General features: G+C 36.1%; 18 protein-coding genes and 1 other annotated feature. Of the genes, 14 read left to right on the forward strand and 4 right to left on the reverse strand.

Annotated elements, in window-relative coordinates; all coding sequences use genetic code 11:
* Positions 1–394: 394 nt before the first annotated feature.
* A complete protein-coding gene (locus tag PSR14_RS02605; protein WP_406644140.1) occupies positions 395–2,419 on the reverse strand; it encodes a glycosyl hydrolase family 18 protein in 2,025 nt (674 codons plus the stop codon).
* 354 nt (positions 2,420–2,773) lie between these two features.
* Between PSR14_RS02605 and PSR14_RS02610 the strand changes: the two genes are divergently transcribed.
* From PSR14_RS02610 to PSR14_RS02645, 8 genes are all read left to right on the forward strand, one after another.
* Positions 2,774–3,145: a DUF1992 domain-containing protein gene (locus PSR14_RS02610; protein ID WP_000382354.1), complete on the forward strand. Its 372-nt coding sequence runs from the start codon at positions 2,774–2,776 to the stop codon at positions 3,143–3,145.
* Positions 3,146–3,155: 10 nt separating this feature from the next.
* A complete protein-coding gene (locus PSR14_RS02615) occupies positions 3,156–3,470 on the forward strand; it encodes a thioredoxin family protein (RefSeq protein WP_000787596.1) in 315 nt (104 codons plus the stop codon).
* A gap of 13 nt (positions 3,471–3,483) precedes the next feature.
* Entirely contained in the window at positions 3,484–3,735 is a 252-nt protein-coding gene (locus PSR14_RS02620; protein ID WP_000394355.1) for a hypothetical protein, read from the forward strand.
* 126 nt (positions 3,736–3,861) lie between these two features.
* Positions 3,862–4,005: a hypothetical protein gene (locus PSR14_RS02625; RefSeq protein WP_000817978.1), complete on the forward strand. Its 144-nt coding sequence runs from the start codon at positions 3,862–3,864 to the stop codon at positions 4,003–4,005.
* 80 nt (positions 4,006–4,085) lie between these two features.
* On the forward strand, positions 4,086–4,667 hold the full coding sequence (locus tag PSR14_RS02630) for a TetR/AcrR family transcriptional regulator (RefSeq protein WP_098487535.1): 582 nt from the start codon (positions 4,086–4,088) through the stop codon (positions 4,665–4,667).
* Positions 4,668–4,732: 65 nt separating this feature from the next.
* Entirely contained in the window at positions 4,733–5,965 is a 1,233-nt protein-coding gene (locus tag PSR14_RS02635) for an MFS transporter (protein WP_046199038.1), read from the forward strand.
* A 56-nt stretch (positions 5,966–6,021) separates the two neighbouring features.
* Complete coding sequence (locus PSR14_RS02640; RefSeq protein WP_001996603.1) at positions 6,022–6,273, forward strand: helix-turn-helix transcriptional regulator; 252 nt, start codon at positions 6,022–6,024, stop codon at positions 6,271–6,273.
* Positions 6,274–6,285: 12 nt separating this feature from the next.
* A complete protein-coding gene (locus PSR14_RS02645) occupies positions 6,286–6,678 on the forward strand; it encodes a hypothetical protein (protein WP_000514010.1) in 393 nt (130 codons plus the stop codon).
* Between the two features lie 36 nt (positions 6,679–6,714).
* Here PSR14_RS02645 and PSR14_RS02650 read toward each other — a convergent pair whose 3' ends face one another.
* Complete coding sequence (locus PSR14_RS02650; RefSeq protein ID WP_098487536.1) at positions 6,715–7,998, reverse strand: MFS transporter; 1,284 nt, start codon at positions 7,996–7,998, stop codon at positions 6,715–6,717.
* Between the two features lie 108 nt (positions 7,999–8,106).
* Positions 8,107–9,420, reverse strand: coding sequence for an ectonucleotide pyrophosphatase/phosphodiesterase (locus PSR14_RS02655; RefSeq protein WP_098487537.1), 1,314 nt, complete (start codon positions 9,418–9,420; stop codon positions 8,107–8,109).
* A gap of 153 nt (positions 9,421–9,573) precedes the next feature.
* Here PSR14_RS02655 and PSR14_RS02660 point away from each other — a divergent pair, with 153 nt between their 5' ends.
* On the forward strand, positions 9,574–9,867 hold the full coding sequence (locus PSR14_RS02660; RefSeq protein WP_000383851.1) for a YesK-like family protein: 294 nt from the start codon (positions 9,574–9,576) through the stop codon (positions 9,865–9,867).
* Positions 9,868–9,960: 93 nt separating this feature from the next.
* Positions 9,961–10,166, forward strand: a binding site (T-box leader).
* A 47-nt stretch (positions 10,167–10,213) separates the two neighbouring features.
* Positions 10,214–11,644: a proline--tRNA ligase gene (gene proS / locus PSR14_RS02665; RefSeq protein ID WP_001040964.1), complete on the forward strand. Its 1,431-nt coding sequence runs from the start codon at positions 10,214–10,216 to the stop codon at positions 11,642–11,644.
* A gap of 117 nt (positions 11,645–11,761) precedes the next feature.
* Here the strand turns inward: proS and PSR14_RS02670 are convergent, their stop codons facing one another.
* Positions 11,762–12,814, reverse strand: a complete 1,053-nt coding sequence (locus PSR14_RS02670; protein ID WP_098487538.1) for an LPXTG cell wall anchor domain-containing protein — start codon at positions 12,812–12,814, stop codon at positions 11,762–11,764.
* Positions 12,815–13,016: 202 nt separating this feature from the next.
* On the opposite strand from PSR14_RS02670, the gene PSR14_RS02675 reads away from it, so the two are divergent.
* The 4 genes from PSR14_RS02675 to PSR14_RS02690 all read left to right on the forward strand — a co-directional run bounded on the left by PSR14_RS02675 (position 13,017) and on the right by PSR14_RS02690 (position 15,886).
* A complete protein-coding gene (locus tag PSR14_RS02675) occupies positions 13,017–13,895 on the forward strand; it encodes an ROK family protein (protein ID WP_000666103.1) in 879 nt (292 codons plus the stop codon).
* A 128-nt stretch (positions 13,896–14,023) separates the two neighbouring features.
* A complete protein-coding gene (locus tag PSR14_RS02680) occupies positions 14,024–14,620 on the forward strand; it encodes a TerD family protein (protein WP_001121580.1) in 597 nt (198 codons plus the stop codon).
* 23 nt (positions 14,621–14,643) lie between these two features.
* Positions 14,644–15,228 carry a TerD family protein gene (locus tag PSR14_RS02685; protein ID WP_000146722.1) on the forward strand — a complete coding sequence of 195 codons (585 nt, stop codon included), beginning with the start codon at positions 14,644–14,646 and terminating at the stop codon, positions 15,226–15,228.
* A 79-nt stretch (positions 15,229–15,307) separates the two neighbouring features.
* Positions 15,308–15,886: a TerD family protein gene (locus PSR14_RS02690; RefSeq protein ID WP_001007533.1), complete on the forward strand. Its 579-nt coding sequence runs from the start codon at positions 15,308–15,310 to the stop codon at positions 15,884–15,886.
* Positions 15,887–15,893: the final 7 nt, after the last annotated feature.

Below are 15,893 nucleotides of genomic sequence, written 5' to 3' on the forward strand. Positions count from 1 at the left end.
CTTACATGAGAATTGTATGAAGAAGCACTCTTATGGTGCGCTTATAAGCGTGCTTTTTCTTTTGTTATGTTTATATTTATAATAATACTAGATGCCTTTCCCTAATAGGCGACTATCCTTCTTTATGTATATATAGATAGTTTGAAATGGAATGAAAATAATTCCTATATGTAAAGGATAATGTGATTAGTATAGGAAGACAATAGAGCTTAAAGGAAATTCATGTAAAATTCAGGTGAACTTCACACGAACTTCATATTGTAAACTAAATATAGTTATAATAGGTTATTATAATGTTAATTTGTGATTTTTCATAAAATTAAAAGTTTGAATTTAGGAGAGAGGAATCAAACCTAAATTCAAACTTTAGTGAAATAATTATTGGAAGTTACCTTTAGTTTTCGCTAATGGATGCATTTACAAGTTCGGCGGGATTACCTGTTCCTGCCCCTCCGATTGTAACCGATCCACCGGGAGGAATTTCACCATTCCATCCTGCATTCGTAATTACGTAATGACTATTTATTTTACTACTAATTTTAGAATCCCAAACTTGCGTTAAATTGCCGTTATAATCAAATTCTAATTTCCACTTTTTAATAGGGATCGTCCCGGTATTTTTTATTACAATCGAGAAATTGTAACCACTTCCCCAATTTGAAGTGATTGAAAAGGTAGCATTGCCATTTCCACCAGGAGGTGTCGTATTAGCATCATCTGTTTTAACTGTAATAGCGGTAGGCTGTGACTTATTTCCGGCAGCATCTTTGGCAATTACTGAAAATGTGTATTCTGTATTAGATTTTAAGTTTTTAATTGTAATGCTATTTGTTGTTGTACTCCATTTCTCTTCCCCAGCAGTAATTTCATATTCCGTAACTCCTACGTTATCAGTAGATGCAGTCCAGCTTAATTGAACTGAGTTTGAATTTTTATTGGTAACAGTAATATTTTTTACGTTTGTTGGTGGCTCAATATCTTTTTGACTAATAGGTCCACCCAGTAATTCTTTTACTAACGTATCAAGTAATTTAGGACCACTACAACTATATTTTGGACTTGTACGGCAATCCCCACTTAATTCCCAAAACATTGCTCCACTTAAACCTTTCGTCTTTATATAGTCTGTTTTATATTTCATAGATTCATTGTCATCGTAGCTAATAAATGAGCCTGTAGTCGCGTTATATAAATAAGGTACTTTCGCTACATCGTTCCAGTAGCGAACAAACCCATTTTTATTCACATAATTAGCTGCTAAATCACCATAATCGTACACACCTGTGTCACCGGTAGAATAATCATCCCAAGTACCTTTAGAGGCTAGCTTTCCATCGCTACCTGGTTTACAAGGTTGGTATTGTCCGTTATTTTCTTTTCCACAACTTTTCCACCCGCGTCCGTAAAAAGGTACACCTAATACGAGTTTATCTGCTGGAACCCCTTCATTTGTATAAACGTCTATCGCACCATCTACGTAAAATTTCGTATCCGCTGCTGGGTCATTTGGATCTTTGTATAGAGCTGCATTATGGTTAGAAGTAGGTTCCCATCCACCGTGGAAGTCATATGTCATAATATTAATCCAATCAAGTATTTGAGAGATTTTCTTTAGCTCTGTATGATCAGCATAACGTTGGCTTGCACCTGACGCGATTGTTAGTAAATATTGTTTACCATCTTCTGCACCAGCTTTCGTTAATGCATTTCGAACTTCTTGAAGGAGTAGGGTGAAGTTTTGCTTATCTTCAGGACGATAACTACCACCAGGAATCGTTTCTACGCCCGGATATTCCCAGTCTAAATCAACGCCGTCAAATCCATATTCGCGAAGGAAATCGACTGTAGATTCAGCGAATACTTTTCTTGTTTTTTCATCAGCGGCCATGTCAGAAAAGCGGTTAGACCAAGTCCAGCCACCAACAGAAATAATTGTTTTTAAGTGAGGATACTTAGCTTTTAATCGTTTTAGTTCGCCGAAATTTCCGCAGCGTGCGTATTTATCACAATCTTCCCAAGTTGTACCTGAGCCAGGATAAGATTTTGTGACATCGGCCCATGGTTCACCGAGTACGAGAGTACCATTAGGGACCTCTTTATTTTGCAGTGGTACACCAGATTCTTTACAGTTCCACGTTTGTTTATTTGGATTATCGGGGTGAGTAGAAGGGTTTCCATGTTTTCCATTCCAGCAAATATCAGCGAAAGCATAGTTTAAATGAGTTAGCTTTGATGCATCAATATCTGCAACTTGATAATTACGTCCGTAAATGCCCCATGAAGGAAAATACCCAACAATTTTTTGACCTTGCTTTTGTGAATCTGCTAATGCGACATTGGGAGTAATAAAGTTTGTGAGAAAAAGAGGTAAGAAGAGTAGTAGGGATAGTAATAGCAGTGTGAATTTTTTTGATTTCATAGCCATTTCTCCTTTCAAAATAAAAGATATATTTAAAGGCATGCGCCAATAAATCAAAATGAATCTAGATAAAAATGATCAGACATCACGAAGTCTATACAAGGAGCTGAAGCTGATTAAATCGTAGCAAATGTAAGATTTGGTGTAAACGCTTTATTGAATTCGAAAAGACTTTCTCAATATGAAATGGCTCTAATACAGATTACACATGAAAATAAAATATCGATTAGAGAGGAAAGGGCTTCTTGGAGTTAAATTTGAGAAAGAATTGTATGAGGTCAATTTGTAATAGCGTAGCAAGATAATGAAATTTCATGTAAAATAATAGTAAAAATATGTAAGGGAGGGAGTAATGTGGATGTGTTTTTGAATATTGCCGAAGAAAAAATTCGACAAGCAATACGGAATGGAGACCTTGATCATATTCCGGGAAAAGGAAAACCACTACAATTAGAAGACCTTTCAATGGTACCTCCAGAACTTAGAATGAGTTATAAAATTTTAAAAAACGCGGGCATGATTCCACCAGAAATGGAACTGCAAAAAGATATATTAAAAATAGAGGATTTAATTGCTTGCTGTTATGATGAAGAAGAGAGAAAAAAATTAAAAGAAGAGTTAACGGCAAAAACGCTACGTTTTCAGCAAGTAATGGAAAAAAGAAAGATTAAAGATAGTTCAGCATTTCGTATGTATCAAGATAAAGTATTTCATAAACTACGTTAAGAGGGATAAGATGAAAAACTTTGAAACAATAGAAGAATTAGTAACATATATTGAAGAACAACAATTAGTACTTCTGTTTATTAAAACGGAAAATTGTGGTGTTTGTGATGTCATGTTAAGGAAAGTAAATTACGTATTAGAGAATTATGATTACGTAGAGAAAATAGAGATATTACTGCAAGACATGCAAGAGGTTGCAGGGCGATATGCAGTATTTACTGGACCGACAATTTTATTATTTCATAATGGAAAAGAGATTCTTCGTGAATCGCGCTTCATTTCGCTTGAAAATCTAGAGAGAACCATTCAATTATTCGAGGAATAAGGGAGGCTTTTATATGGAATTTATTATTTTCATACTATTATTTGTTGTAGTTGTAACAATCTTAACAGCAGTTCGATCAAACAAAAAGAAGGTAAATCTTACAAAACAAAATAACATTCATAACTCATCTAACAACTCATCACCATTGTTTTTCTTTGCGGGATCTGATAATGATAGCTCGCATGGAGGTTCACATGATTGTGGAGGGTCTTCTGGTGGAGATAGCGGAGGCAGCTGCGATGGTGGCGGAGGTGGCGGTGATTGATGAAAATGCGCCTTATATAGGCGTATTTCTTTTTAAACAAACGTTTAATTAGTTGGCTTACATATGCATAAAAACAGTTAAACAAACGTTTGTTTAAATATTTTTAATATACTAAGGGGAATGGAAATGAAAAGGGAGCCGAAAGTGAAAAACAAGGGGAAAGTAATGTTATTTTTATTAGCTGCGGGAGGCGTATTTCTTGTTAAATTAGGAGTTAAAATTGGAATTATACACATGATTCGAACGTGGTTTGAGAGTATGTTTTCTTAAATAAGGAATATAGCCTCTTGTAATAGAGGTTTTTAATTTGTTATTATTAGACTGAACGGTCGGTTTAAAGAGGTGTGAATATGAGAAGAAGTGCAGAAGAGATAAAGAAAGAAATTGCATATAAAGCAGAAAGTCTGTTTTCACAGAAGGGCTATGCAGCTACATCTATGGAAGAGATTTGTGAAATTACAGAACGAAGTAAAGGAAGTATTTATTATCACTTTAAAAGTAAAGAAGAATTATTTTTATTTGTGGTAAAACAGCATACGTATGATTGGCTTGAAAAATGGAATGAAAAAGAGAAGTCGTATAGTACGAATACTGAAAAATTATATGGTCTCGCGGAATATCATGTAGAGGACATACAGCAACCAATTTCAAATGCAATAGAGGAATTCTCTATGAGCCAAGTTGTAAGTAAAGAGATTTTGGATGAACTATTAACTTTAACTAGAGAATCATATGTTATGTTTGAGAAACTAATTGAAGCAGGCATACAGTCTGGAGAGTTTCGTGAAGATAATACGCGCGATCTTATGTATATTGTGCATGGATTATTATCAGGGCTTGGAGTACTTTACTACGAGTTAGATTATAAAGAGTTGAAACGTATTTATAAAAAGGCAATAGATGTATTGTTAAAAGGAATGGCAGCTGAATAATAAGTCAGTTGCTTTTCTATAAAATAAATTAGACCGAACGGTCGGTTTATGAAAGGGGAATGAAAATGAACGCTTTATTTAAAAACCGAGCATTTATGCTCGTTATGGCGTCTGATATTTTACAACAATTTGCAATTTGGATCAGAAATATGGCCCTTCTATATTTCATAATGGAGCGAACGAATAATGATCCAGTTTCCGTTTCATTGTTATCGGTTATGGAATATGCACCTATTTTTATTTTCTCATTTATCGGTGGTGCGCTAGCTGATCGCTGGAATCCGAAAAGAACAATGGTCGCTGGAGATGTATTAAGTGTAATGTCTATTATAGGAATTGTCCTGTTGTTAAAACTGGATTATTGGCAGGCTATATTTTTTGCAACACTCATTTCCGCGATTGTAGGCCAGTTCTCTCAGCCATCATCTTCGCGTATATTTAAGCGCTACGTAAAGGAAGAACAGGTAGCGAATGCGATTGCATTTAACCAAACATTACAGTCATTATTTATGATTTTTGGACCAGTGGTAGGATCACTTGTGTATACACAACTTGGTTTATTTACGTCACTATATAGCTTAATCATTTTATTTTTGTTATCTGCTATCGCTCTTTCATTTTTACCGAAATGGGTTGAACAAGAGCAAGTGGCGAGAGATTCATTAAAAAATGATATAAAAGAAGGGTGGAAATACGTTCTTCATACGAAAAATTTACGTATGATTACAATTACTTTCACCATTATAGGCTTAGCTGTTGGATTAACAACGCCATTAGAAGTGTTTCTTGTAATAGAACGCCTTGGAATGGAAAAGGAAGCAGTTCAATATTTAGCTGCAGCTGATGGAATAGGTATGTTAATTGGTGGTATTGTTGCTGCGATTTTCGCTTCAAAAGTGAACCCGAAAAAAATGTTCGTATTCGGTATGGGCATATTAGCGATGTCATTTTTAGTAGAAGGGCTATCTACATCATTTTGGATTACTAGTTTCATGAGATTTGGAACAGGTATTTGTTTAGCCTGTGTTAATATCGTTGTCGGTACGCTTATGATTCAACTTGTATCAGAAAATATGGTTGGAAGAGTAAATGGGACGATTTTACCGCTGTTTATGGGAGCTATGCTAATTGGTACTGCTTTAGCTGGAGGATTAAAGGAAATGACATCACTAGTTATTGTGTTTTGTATAGCAATGGCACTTATTTTATTAGCAATAGGGCCAGTTCTACGCATGCAAATAAAGAAAGAAGATGTCACTAATAAAGAGGAACTAACAAATTCGTTAGCGTCGAAATAACTATTGTAAGGGAGCAGAAGTGCTCCCTTTTTCTTTGGCGAACTTTTGACAACTATATGAGCCAATTATATACTGATGATGTAAAAACGATTTTACAGGTTAGGAGAAATGGTGTGAAAAATCAAATCTATGAATTACGCACTGAAAATAATATTTCACAAGGCGCATTAGCTGATAAATGTAAGGTTTCTAGACAAACGATAAATGCAATTGAGAATAATAAATATGATCCAAGCTTAGCGTTAGCTTTTCGTTTAGCGGAAGTATTAGGAACAACTGTTGATAAACTATTTTTGTACAAGCAGTAGGGGGAGTAGTTGTTGGGGAAAGAAAAGATAAGCCTTTTCGTTACTATATTAGTTGCTATAGGTACGTTAGTGTATGCACTTTACTATTGGTTAACTGAACTTCAAGTAAACTGGTATGCACTATTTATTTGTAGCATCGCGTTACATTATCTATTTAAAAGTTTGGCATCACATAGCGTCGAAGGGGATACTGAGGAGAAAGATGATTTAGAAAAACATGTATTAAAAACAAGTGCCAATGTTACATATTATGTACTCGTTGTATTAATTTTTGGCTTGTTTTTCGCATCGGTAGGGTTTAATAGATGGATTGATTTTCATAACATACCGTTATTGTTTGCGTTATGTGCTGCGATAGTTGTAAAGCCGGCTGTTGAGTTTTTAATTGTAAGACGTTATAGATAAAAAAGATCCTCTTCTTGCAAGAAGAGGATCTTTTTCTTATAGCGTTTTAGTTTTCGGATTAGGTGGTGTAACAGATGTATTATTTTCAGGGACCTTAGTTAATAAAAATCCACCGATAATAAACAACACAATAATACTAAGAACACCAGCATTTGTTTTTCCTGTTAATTGCGTTGTAACACCGACTAATACTGGACCCGTAATCGCGGCAAATTTGCCAAATATATTATAAAATCCAAAAAATTCATTTGCAGATTCTTTAGGTACTAGTTTTGCAAAATAGGAACGACTAAGTGCTTGAATCCCGCCCTGAGAAGTAGCAACTAACATTGCTAAAATCCAGAAATCGAGTGTCGTTTTTAAGAAATAAGCATATATGCAGATAATGATGTAAATAATAATACCGACATATAGCATTTTTTTACCGGTAAATGTCTCCGATAGTTTTCCGTACAATAAAGCGAATGGACAAGCTACAATTTGTGTGACGAATAATATGATTAATAGATTTGTTGCACTAATACCGAGGTCTGTTCCGTAAGCGGTGGACATAGTAATAATTGTATCGACCCCATCAATATAGAAAAAGTAAGCAATTAAGAACATAAAGACCGTTTTATATTCTTTAATATTTTTAAAAGTATCAGCAAGGCGTTTGAAGCTCATTGTAATTGGTCTTGGGTGACGTTCAATATAGTGCGTTTGTTCTACGTTTTTTAGCATTGGAATTGTAAATAATCCCCACCAAAGAGCTGTGATCGCAAATGAAATTTGACTAGCAATGCCGACTGATAAAGGGATAGTTCCTTTTTGAGCAAGAATGATAAGAGCAATACAACCGATAAATGGAATAGTACTCCCAATATAGCCTAAAGCGAAACCTCTTGTAGAAATTCGATCCATTCTATCTTCAGAAGTGACATCTACTAAAAATGCATCATAAAAAATGTTTGCTCCAGCAAAACCGACTAATGCGAGCATATAGCATCCTAGTAATAAGTACCACTGAGATGTTGGAACGACTGCTAGCATACTTGTAAATACGATACCGAGTCCAAAGAAGAATGTGAAAAATCGTTTTTTAAATCCTTTATAATCAGCAACTGTGCCGAGAATAGGAGCAAGTATAGAAATTAAAAGTGTTGCGAACGAGTTTGCATATCCCCAATATGCTGTTGAAGTTGCACCAGATAACCCAGCTTCTTTTGCAGCTGCTTTAAAGTAAATTGGGAATAATGCGGTTGTAATGACGAGCGAATATACGGAGTTCGCCCAATCGTATAATATCCAGCTTTTTTCTTGTCTGGACATTTTTTTCATATAATGTTCCCCCTCAAATTTGTTCTACTAACAGTGTACAAAAATAAAAATTATAAAAAGAGAAACAATGATGAATTTTACATAACTTTTACATATATACACAGTTCTTTACAATTGGAGTAAATCCTCTACAATTGATCCGTCTGTTTCACCTAAGTGTAAACCGAGTAGTCTAGCGATAGTTGGGCCTTCATCAATAAGTCTCATATACGGTATGGTAATGCCGCTTTTTATTCCTTTCCCAGCAGCTATAAAAATTGTTTCATAGTTAGGTTTTGTTGGAGAGTATCCATGCGTACCAAATGTATATTTTTTACTAGGCGTAACATCTTTTTCAGTAATTTCTTTTATAAAATCTCCTGTATAGTTTTCAGTGAAATAATACCCTTCTCGTGCTTCCAACATAAATAAACAATTGCCATCTGCACCGCATTCCTTCGCATCCTCATCATGAAGTATAAATTCAATACCGTTTTGTTTATTTTGAAGCAGTTCTTCAAGGAGTAGTTGTACTTCTCGAATTGTATCGGTATCGTTTTTGTCTTTCACATATACATAGGCGGACCCATCGCAACTTTGGCAATAAGCATTCCAGTCTACTAATTTTCCTTTTGAATTTATAGAGATAAGCCCTTTTTGATGAAATAGTACATTTAATTGAATGGCTTTGTTTTCACTTAAAGCGCTATGATCACCAAGAGCGATAATAGTGCTCTCTTCGTATAGTCCACTGTCTTTTAAAGCTTGAATAATTTTCCCTAGTCGCTCATCATGTCTATGAATTGCGGCTATTGTTTCTTTTGATTCAAAGCCGTGATAGTGTCTTTGGGTGTCTAAATCGGTGAAATGTACAAACATGACATTAGGCTTTTTCGTCTGGATTGTATGCACAGCAGAAGCAAGTACGAAATCATCGAGTTCAGGTTGTGACACTCCATTTCGTATATGGCCGAAACGACGATTTAAATCTAATTGATATAGCGGGCTACCGCTAAATAATGAAACTAAAACTTGATTTTGCCACGGTCTATTTGGAAAGATTTCTGGTAAATTGTAATCAATATTTGCTCTGCCGGTAACAGGCCATAGAAGGGCAGCTGTCATTAAATTTGCTTTATGTGCTTCATCATATAACGTTGTTCCTTGTATTGATTTTCGGTACCAATGCCAATCGGGTGATTCACGTCCAGGTTGAAGTAACGTATTGCTAACAACACCATGTTTATTAGGGTAATTACCAGTTACGATTGTTGAGTGACTTGGGTATGTTACAGAAGGATAAATTGGTTCTACTTTTTCGACAACCGTACCCTTTTTGATTAGAGATTGGAAGTGAGGTAATTTTTGTAGTATAGGAAAATCTAAAGCTGATAAACAGTCGAATGATAAAATGATGACACGATTCGTTAATGCTTTATCCATAAAGTAATCCTCCTAATTATATAAAACCTATTACTATATACTACTATTAATACCTAGTAATAAAAATATGTTTTTAAATAAAATTTATTATTTATTTTCAGAAAAGTTGAACATATAATAAGTATAAGGGAATCTATGGAAGGAGGGAATGGTATGGACTGGTTAGATGGATTTGGTATATTTTACATCATTGGCGGAATCACGATTATCCTTGTATTTGCTATTTCGTATTTACTAAAGAAACGGTTTCCAGACAAGCAGTTCGATATTATATTTGCACTTAGTCTAATACTTCTTTGTTTAGCATCCTTTCCTGTTACAATGATGGTTATTGGTGGATGGGAAGGAATGGGGTATGGGTTTATTGGTTTCTTCGTCCTACTTGGTACACTTATTGGTATGATTGCACATCAACTTTTAAAAATATCACGAAAAAGCTACGTATAAAACTGTAAAAAATGAAAAGAATATATAAAAATAAGAAAATTCACTCTTGTTTTGAAGTGAAATTTATATTATGATATTCAACAAATTTATTTTGTTATAACGATGAAAAAGGACTAGTATATGTTCAACCTTTTTAGCAGAGAGAGAATCCGTCAGGCTGAAAGATTCTTAAAAAGACAACATGGAACCTACCTTTGCGTTCTGCATATGCAGCGGGAATTTCCCGTTATCAAAAAGAGAGCATGCACAATTTTGTGCATGAATCAGGGTGGTAACGCCGGCAAAGCTCGGTCCCTATTTAGGGACGCGGGCTTTTTTGTATTTTCTAGAAGGAGGAAGACTGACTATGGCAAAAGAACAAGTACAAGCGATTACGAAGATGGAAGAGGACTTTGCACAGTGGTACACAGATATTGTAAAAAAAGCAGAACTTGTTGATTATTCAAGTGTAAAAGGATGTATGATTCTACGCCCGTACGGCTATGCCTTATGGGAAAATATGCAGAAAGTTATGGATGAGAAGTTAAAAGCAACCGGTCATGAAAATGTGTATATGCCAATGTTTATCCCAGAGAGCTTATTACAAAAAGAGAAGGATCATGTAGAAGGATTTGCTCCTGAAGTAGCATGGGTGACACATGGCGGGAATGAAAAGTTAGCAGAAAGACTTTGTATACGCCCTACATCTGAAACTTTATTCTGTGAGCACTTTTCAAAAATTGTGCAATCCTATAATGATTTGCCAAAGTTATATAATCAGTGGTGTTCAGTAGTTCGTTGGGAAAAGACAACGAGGCCATTTCTTCGCACAACGGAATTCTTATGGCAAGAGGGTCATACAATTCATGAAACAGCAGAAGAATCTCAAGCTGAAACATTAAATATTTTAAATCTATATGCTTCTTTCTGTGAAGACTATTTAGCGATACCGGTAATTAAAGGACAAAAAACAGAAAAAGAAAAATTTGCGGGAGCAAAGGCAACTTATACGATTGAAAGCTTAATGCATGATGGGAAAGCACTTCAAACAGGAACATCCCATAACTTTGGAACGAATTTCTCTGAAGCATTTGATATTAAATTTTTAGATCGTACCGGTAAGTGGCAATATGTACACCAAACATCTTGGGGCGTATCAACGAGAATGATAGGTGGACTGATTATGGTTCATAGTGATAATAATGGGCTTGTAATGCCTCCTAAAGTTGCACCAGTGCAAGTTGTTATTGTACCGATTGCTCAGCATAAAGAAGGAGTTTTGGCGAAAGCGCTAGAGTTACAAGGACATATTCAAAAGGTTGCACGAGTAAAAATAGATGCTAGTAATAAAACACCAGGTTGGAAATTTAATGAGTATGAAATGAAAGGTATTCCAATTCGATTAGAAGTTGGTCCTAAAGATATTGAAAAGAATCAAGTTGTACTCGTAAGAAGAGATACGAAAGAAAAAGAGTTTATATCAATGGATCAATTAGAAGAACGCATTCCAGCACTACTTGAGGAAATTCATAACTCTTTATTTAATAAAGCAAAAGTATTTCGTGATGAAAATACGTATAGTGTGACGAAGTTTGAAGAGATGAAAAAATTAGCTGATGAAAAGCAAGGATTTATTAAGGCGATGTGGTGCGGGGAACTAGCTTGTGAAGAGAAATTAAAAGAAGAAGTCGGAGTATCTTCTCGCTGTATGCCTTTTGAGCAAGAGCATTTAGCTGACGAATGTATTTGTTGTGGTAAAGAAGCGAAACAAATGGTGTATTGGGGAAAAGCGTATTAATGCTCTTTTGGATAGGAAGGATGAAAAGGACTTTAGGCTGCATAATAAAATGCAATCCAAAGTCCTTTTTAGTTTTACAATTTGTTTCATGTATTTTTAAGATGGAAGGATATGTTTTTATTTTGCGTTTTTACGGCGAATGAATAGTAACATACCAATTAGGAATGTTGAAAGTCCCATTAAAATAGATGCAGGATAATGTGTTGCAGTATTCGGTAACTTATCGCCTTGTTTTTTCGCGTTATCTTTTACGTTACCACCTTTGGAACTATTGCCACCTTGAGGGCCATTTCCTCCTTGAGAACTGCTATCGCCTTTACCACGGTTACCTCCATGAGAGTCATTTCCCCCTTGAGAACTGCTATCGCCTTTACCACGATTGCCGCTAGAGCCATTGCCACCAGAGCCATTGCCGCCAGAGCCATTGCCGCCAGAACCGTTGCCGCCAGAGCCGTTGTCGCCAGAGCCATTGCCGCCAGAGCCATTGCCGCCAGAGCCGTTGTCGCCAGAGCCGTTGTCGCCAGAGCCATTGCCGCCAGAGCTGTTGTCGCCAGAGCCGTTGCCACCAGAACCATTACCGCCGGAACCACTGCCATCAGAACCGCTACCGCCGGAACCATTGCCACCAGAACCACTGCCATCAGAACCGCTACCGCTAGAGCCATTGCCACCAGAACCGTTACCGCCGGAACCATTGCCACCAGAACCATTGCCATCAGAACCGTTACCGCTAGAGCCATTGCCACCAGAACCATTGCCACCAGAACCGTTACCGCCGGAACCATTGCCACCAGAGCCGTTGCCACCAGAACCACTGCCATCAGAACCACTACCGCCGGAACCATTGCCACCAGAACCACTGCCATCAGAACCGCTACCGCCGGAACCATTGCCACCAGAACCGCTACCGCTAGAGCCATTGCCACCAGAGCCGTTGCCATCAGAACCATTGCCACCAGAACCATTGCCACCAGAACCACTATCGTCCTGAGAACCACCGTTTCCTGGTGGTTTATTATTATCTTTTGAGTTACCTTCTGCGAAATGATCGTTATTTTGTACAATCGCATTTGTTACTGGAGAGAAGCTTTCTGTTGCTGCATTACCAATATTTAAACCACTAAAAAAAGATAAAGAAAGAGTTGATGCTAAAATAAAAATTTTCGTCATTGATTTCCTCCTGAAAAATTAATATTCCATCTAAAATACATCCCTTTGTAATATTTCATAGGAAAAAGAGTTTTATACAAAAAAATCTATATATAGAAAAAGGTGGTGTATTTCTAAAGAGAGAAAAGAGTTAGTGTAAATTCTTTATAATAGTAGAGTAGTGGGAATTTCACACACATTACAGTAGAGGAAGTGACAGCAGATGAAAGAGTATATTGCATTTGATATTGGTGGTACACATATTAAATATGGAATTGTTTCAGAAACAGGAACAGTACTAAAGCATAAAACAGTTCTAACAGAAATTCATTTGGGCGGAGAACAAATCATTCAAAAACTCATTCTTTTATCAAAAAAATTAATGGGGGAACATAAGGTTTGGGGAATTGGTATTAGTACGGCGGGAATTGTTGACGTTAATAAAGGGGTGGTGATGGGAGGTGTGGATCATATTCCGGGCTATAGTATGATTCCTATTATGAATAGATTGCAAGAGGTATTAAAAGTTCCTGTATCCATTGATAATGATGTGAATTGTGCAGCGTTTGGAGAAAAGTGGAATGGTAGTGGAAGAGAGAAAGGAAATTTTATTATGTTCACCCTTGGAACTGGTATTGGAGGAGCAATTTTTATAGATGGAGAGTTATATAGAGGGCATTCGTTTAGTGCTGGTGAATGGGGAAATATGTTAATAGAAGGAAAGCCGTTTGAAGAGGTCGCTTCCATTTCAGGGTTAATTCATCTTGTCCGAAAATATAAAGGAGAAGGTGATTGGAATGGGAAAACGATTTTCGAACTGTATGATAAAGGAGATAGGGAAGTTACGCAAGCAGTTGAGGTATTCTTTAAACATTTAGCGATTGGAATTAGTAACCTTGCTTATATTTTCAATCCAGAAATGATTGTTATAGGTGGCGGAATTACTGATAGAGGAAATCAGTTCTTAAAAGAAGTAAAAGAAGAGGTAGAAAAATATTTACAAAAAGAGATTTATAATAATTGTGAGATTGAACTTGCACAAAACGGTAATTGTGCAGGAATGATTGGTGCTATTTACCACTTCTTACATCATCATAAGTAAATTATATGAATGTTTTCATATAACTGAGAATTTATCCTTTTTATCACTAGGTAAATAATGCTACAATATAAGAGGAGAATACAATATTTTCCGTATTGGAAAATGCTTTGTAGAAAGGAAGAAACTGCATGCCTATTATTTTAGAAAAAGGTCAAAAGATCGATTTAACGAAAGGACAACCCAAAGTAGCAAAACTACAGGTTGGCTTAGGCTGGGATCCAATTGGGCAATCAGGTGGGTTTCTGTCTTCATTATTTGGAAGTAAACCAAATGTAGATTGTGATGCATCAGTTGTTATGTTAGAAGAAGATCGTTTTTTAAACAAAAACGATTTAGTTTACTTCGGAAACAAGCTTTCTACTTGTGGTAGTATTATTCATTCAGGAGATAATTTAACAGGCGAAGGCGCTGGTGATGACGAAACAATTTTCGTAGAATTACATAAAGTTCCGAGCCGTATTAATCGTTTAGTATTCGTTGTAAATATTTATGACTGTGTAAATCGTCGTCAAGATTTCGGGATGATTCGTAATGCATATATTCGTATTCAAAACCCGCAAACTGGCGAAGAATTCGCACGCTATAATTTATCGGATAATTATGCTGGCAAAACGACTCTAATTGCAGGTGAAATGTATCGCCACGGAAGTGAATGGAAGTTTTCAGCTGTTGGAGAAGGAACACAAGATAAAAACTTAAGTGAGATTGTATCACGTTATCAATAATATAAACCGAGGAGGAATTGTATATGGCATCAATTTCATTGAAAAAAGGACAAAAGGTAGACTTAACAAAAACGAATCCAGGTCTTTCAAAAGTTCTTGTAGGACTTGGTTGGGATACAAATCGTTATGATGGACAAGCTGATTTTGATTTAGATGTTAGTATCTTTTTAGTAGGTGCTAACGGTAAAGTTTCAGGAGCAGAAGATTTTGTTTTCTATAATAACCCAAAAGGTGCGAATGGTGCTGTAGAACATTTAGGAGATAACCGAACTGGCGAAGGTGAAGGCGATGATGAATCTATCAAAGTAGATTTGAAAAATGTACCTGCACATATCGAACGTATTTGTTTCACAATTACAATTTACGATGGAGAAGGTCGTAGCCAAAACTTTGGTCAAGTTTCTAACTCTTTCGTACGTATTTTAGATGAAGAAAAGAATGCAGAGTTAATTCGTTACGATTTAGGAGAAGATTTCTCTATTGAAACAGCTGTTGTAGTAGGTGAACTATACCGCCATGCAGGTGACTGGAAGTTCAATGCAATCGGAAGTGGATTCCAAGGTGGATTAGCGTCTCTATGTAACAATTTCGGTTTAGATGTAGAGTAATAGATTTAACTATCCATTAGTAAGTATATATTTACTAATGGATATGTTTTTAAAGATTAAAATATAGAGGTGAATATACATGGCCATTCAGTTACAAAAAGGACAGAAAATCGATTTAGGTAAAACAAGCCCTGGCTTAACAAAAGCAGTAATTGGTCTTGGTTGGGATATTAAATCTTATGATGGTGGATCAGATTTCGATTTAGATGCATCTGCCTTTCTATTAGACGCGAACGGAAAATGTACGAAGGAAACTGATTTTATCTTCTATAATAATTTACAGTCTCCTTGTGGATCTGTTCTACATACAGGTGATAACCGTACAGGTGAAGGTGAAGGCGATGATGAACAACTTGTTGTGGACTTAAAGAAAGTTCCAGCAGATGTGCACAAAATTGCTATTACAGTTACGATTTATGATGCGGAAGGCCGTAGTCAAAACTTTGGACAAGTAGGAAATGCTTTCGTTCGTTTAGCAAATGAAGAAACGAATGAAGAAGTTCTTCGTTTTGATTTAGGGGAAGATTTCTCCATCGAAACAGCAGTTGTCTTTTGTGAATTATACCGTCATAATGGACAGTGGAAGTTTAATGCAGTAGGAAGTGGATTCCAAGGTGGCTTAGGTGCGCTTGTAAGAGCGTATGGCTTGGATGCATAGGAAGGAA

The sequence above is a fragment of the Bacillus sp. A01H genome (assembly GCF_045277205.1).
Classification (GTDB): Bacteria; Bacillota; Bacilli; order Bacillales; family Bacillaceae_G; genus Bacillus_A; species Bacillus_A paranthracis.

What these genes read in the sequence shown, in the direction of transcription:
- PSR14_RS02605 (WP_406644140.1), bottom strand. Translation starts at nt 2,419, where the DNA reads ATGAAATCAAAAAAATTCACACTGCTATTACTATCCCTACTACTCTTC.
- PSR14_RS02615 (WP_000787596.1), top strand. Translation starts at nt 3,156, where the DNA reads ATGAAAAACTTTGAAACAATAGAAGAATTAGTAACATATATTGAAGAA.
- PSR14_RS02620 (WP_000394355.1), top strand. Translation starts at nt 3,484, where the DNA reads ATGGAATTTATTATTTTCATACTATTATTTGTTGTAGTTGTAACAATC.
- PSR14_RS02625 (WP_000817978.1), top strand. Translation starts at nt 3,862, where the DNA reads ATGAAAAGGGAGCCGAAAGTGAAAAACAAGGGGAAAGTAATGTTATTT.
- PSR14_RS02630 (WP_098487535.1), top strand. Translation starts at nt 4,086, where the DNA reads ATGAGAAGAAGTGCAGAAGAGATAAAGAAAGAAATTGCATATAAAGCA.
- PSR14_RS02635 (WP_046199038.1), top strand. Translation starts at nt 4,733, where the DNA reads ATGAACGCTTTATTTAAAAACCGAGCATTTATGCTCGTTATGGCGTCT.
- PSR14_RS02640 (WP_001996603.1), top strand. Translation starts at nt 6,022, where the DNA reads ATGAGCCAATTATATACTGATGATGTAAAAACGATTTTACAGGTTAGG.
- PSR14_RS02650 (WP_098487536.1), bottom strand. Translation starts at nt 7,998, where the DNA reads ATGAAAAAAATGTCCAGACAAGAAAAAAGCTGGATATTATACGATTGG.
- PSR14_RS02655 (WP_098487537.1), bottom strand. Translation starts at nt 9,420, where the DNA reads ATGGATAAAGCATTAACGAATCGTGTCATCATTTTATCATTCGACTGT.
- PSR14_RS02660 (WP_000383851.1), top strand. Translation starts at nt 9,574, where the DNA reads ATGGACTGGTTAGATGGATTTGGTATATTTTACATCATTGGCGGAATC.
- proS (WP_001040964.1), top strand. Translation starts at nt 10,214, where the DNA reads ATGGCAAAAGAACAAGTACAAGCGATTACGAAGATGGAAGAGGACTTT.
- PSR14_RS02670 (WP_098487538.1), bottom strand. Translation starts at nt 12,814, where the DNA reads ATGACGAAAATTTTTATTTTAGCATCAACTCTTTCTTTATCTTTTTTT.
- PSR14_RS02675 (WP_000666103.1), top strand. Translation starts at nt 13,017, where the DNA reads ATGAAAGAGTATATTGCATTTGATATTGGTGGTACACATATTAAATAT.
- PSR14_RS02680 (WP_001121580.1), top strand. Translation starts at nt 14,024, where the DNA reads ATGCCTATTATTTTAGAAAAAGGTCAAAAGATCGATTTAACGAAAGGA.
- PSR14_RS02685 (WP_000146722.1), top strand. Translation starts at nt 14,644, where the DNA reads ATGGCATCAATTTCATTGAAAAAAGGACAAAAGGTAGACTTAACAAAA.
- PSR14_RS02690 (WP_001007533.1), top strand. Translation starts at nt 15,308, where the DNA reads ATGGCCATTCAGTTACAAAAAGGACAGAAAATCGATTTAGGTAAAACA.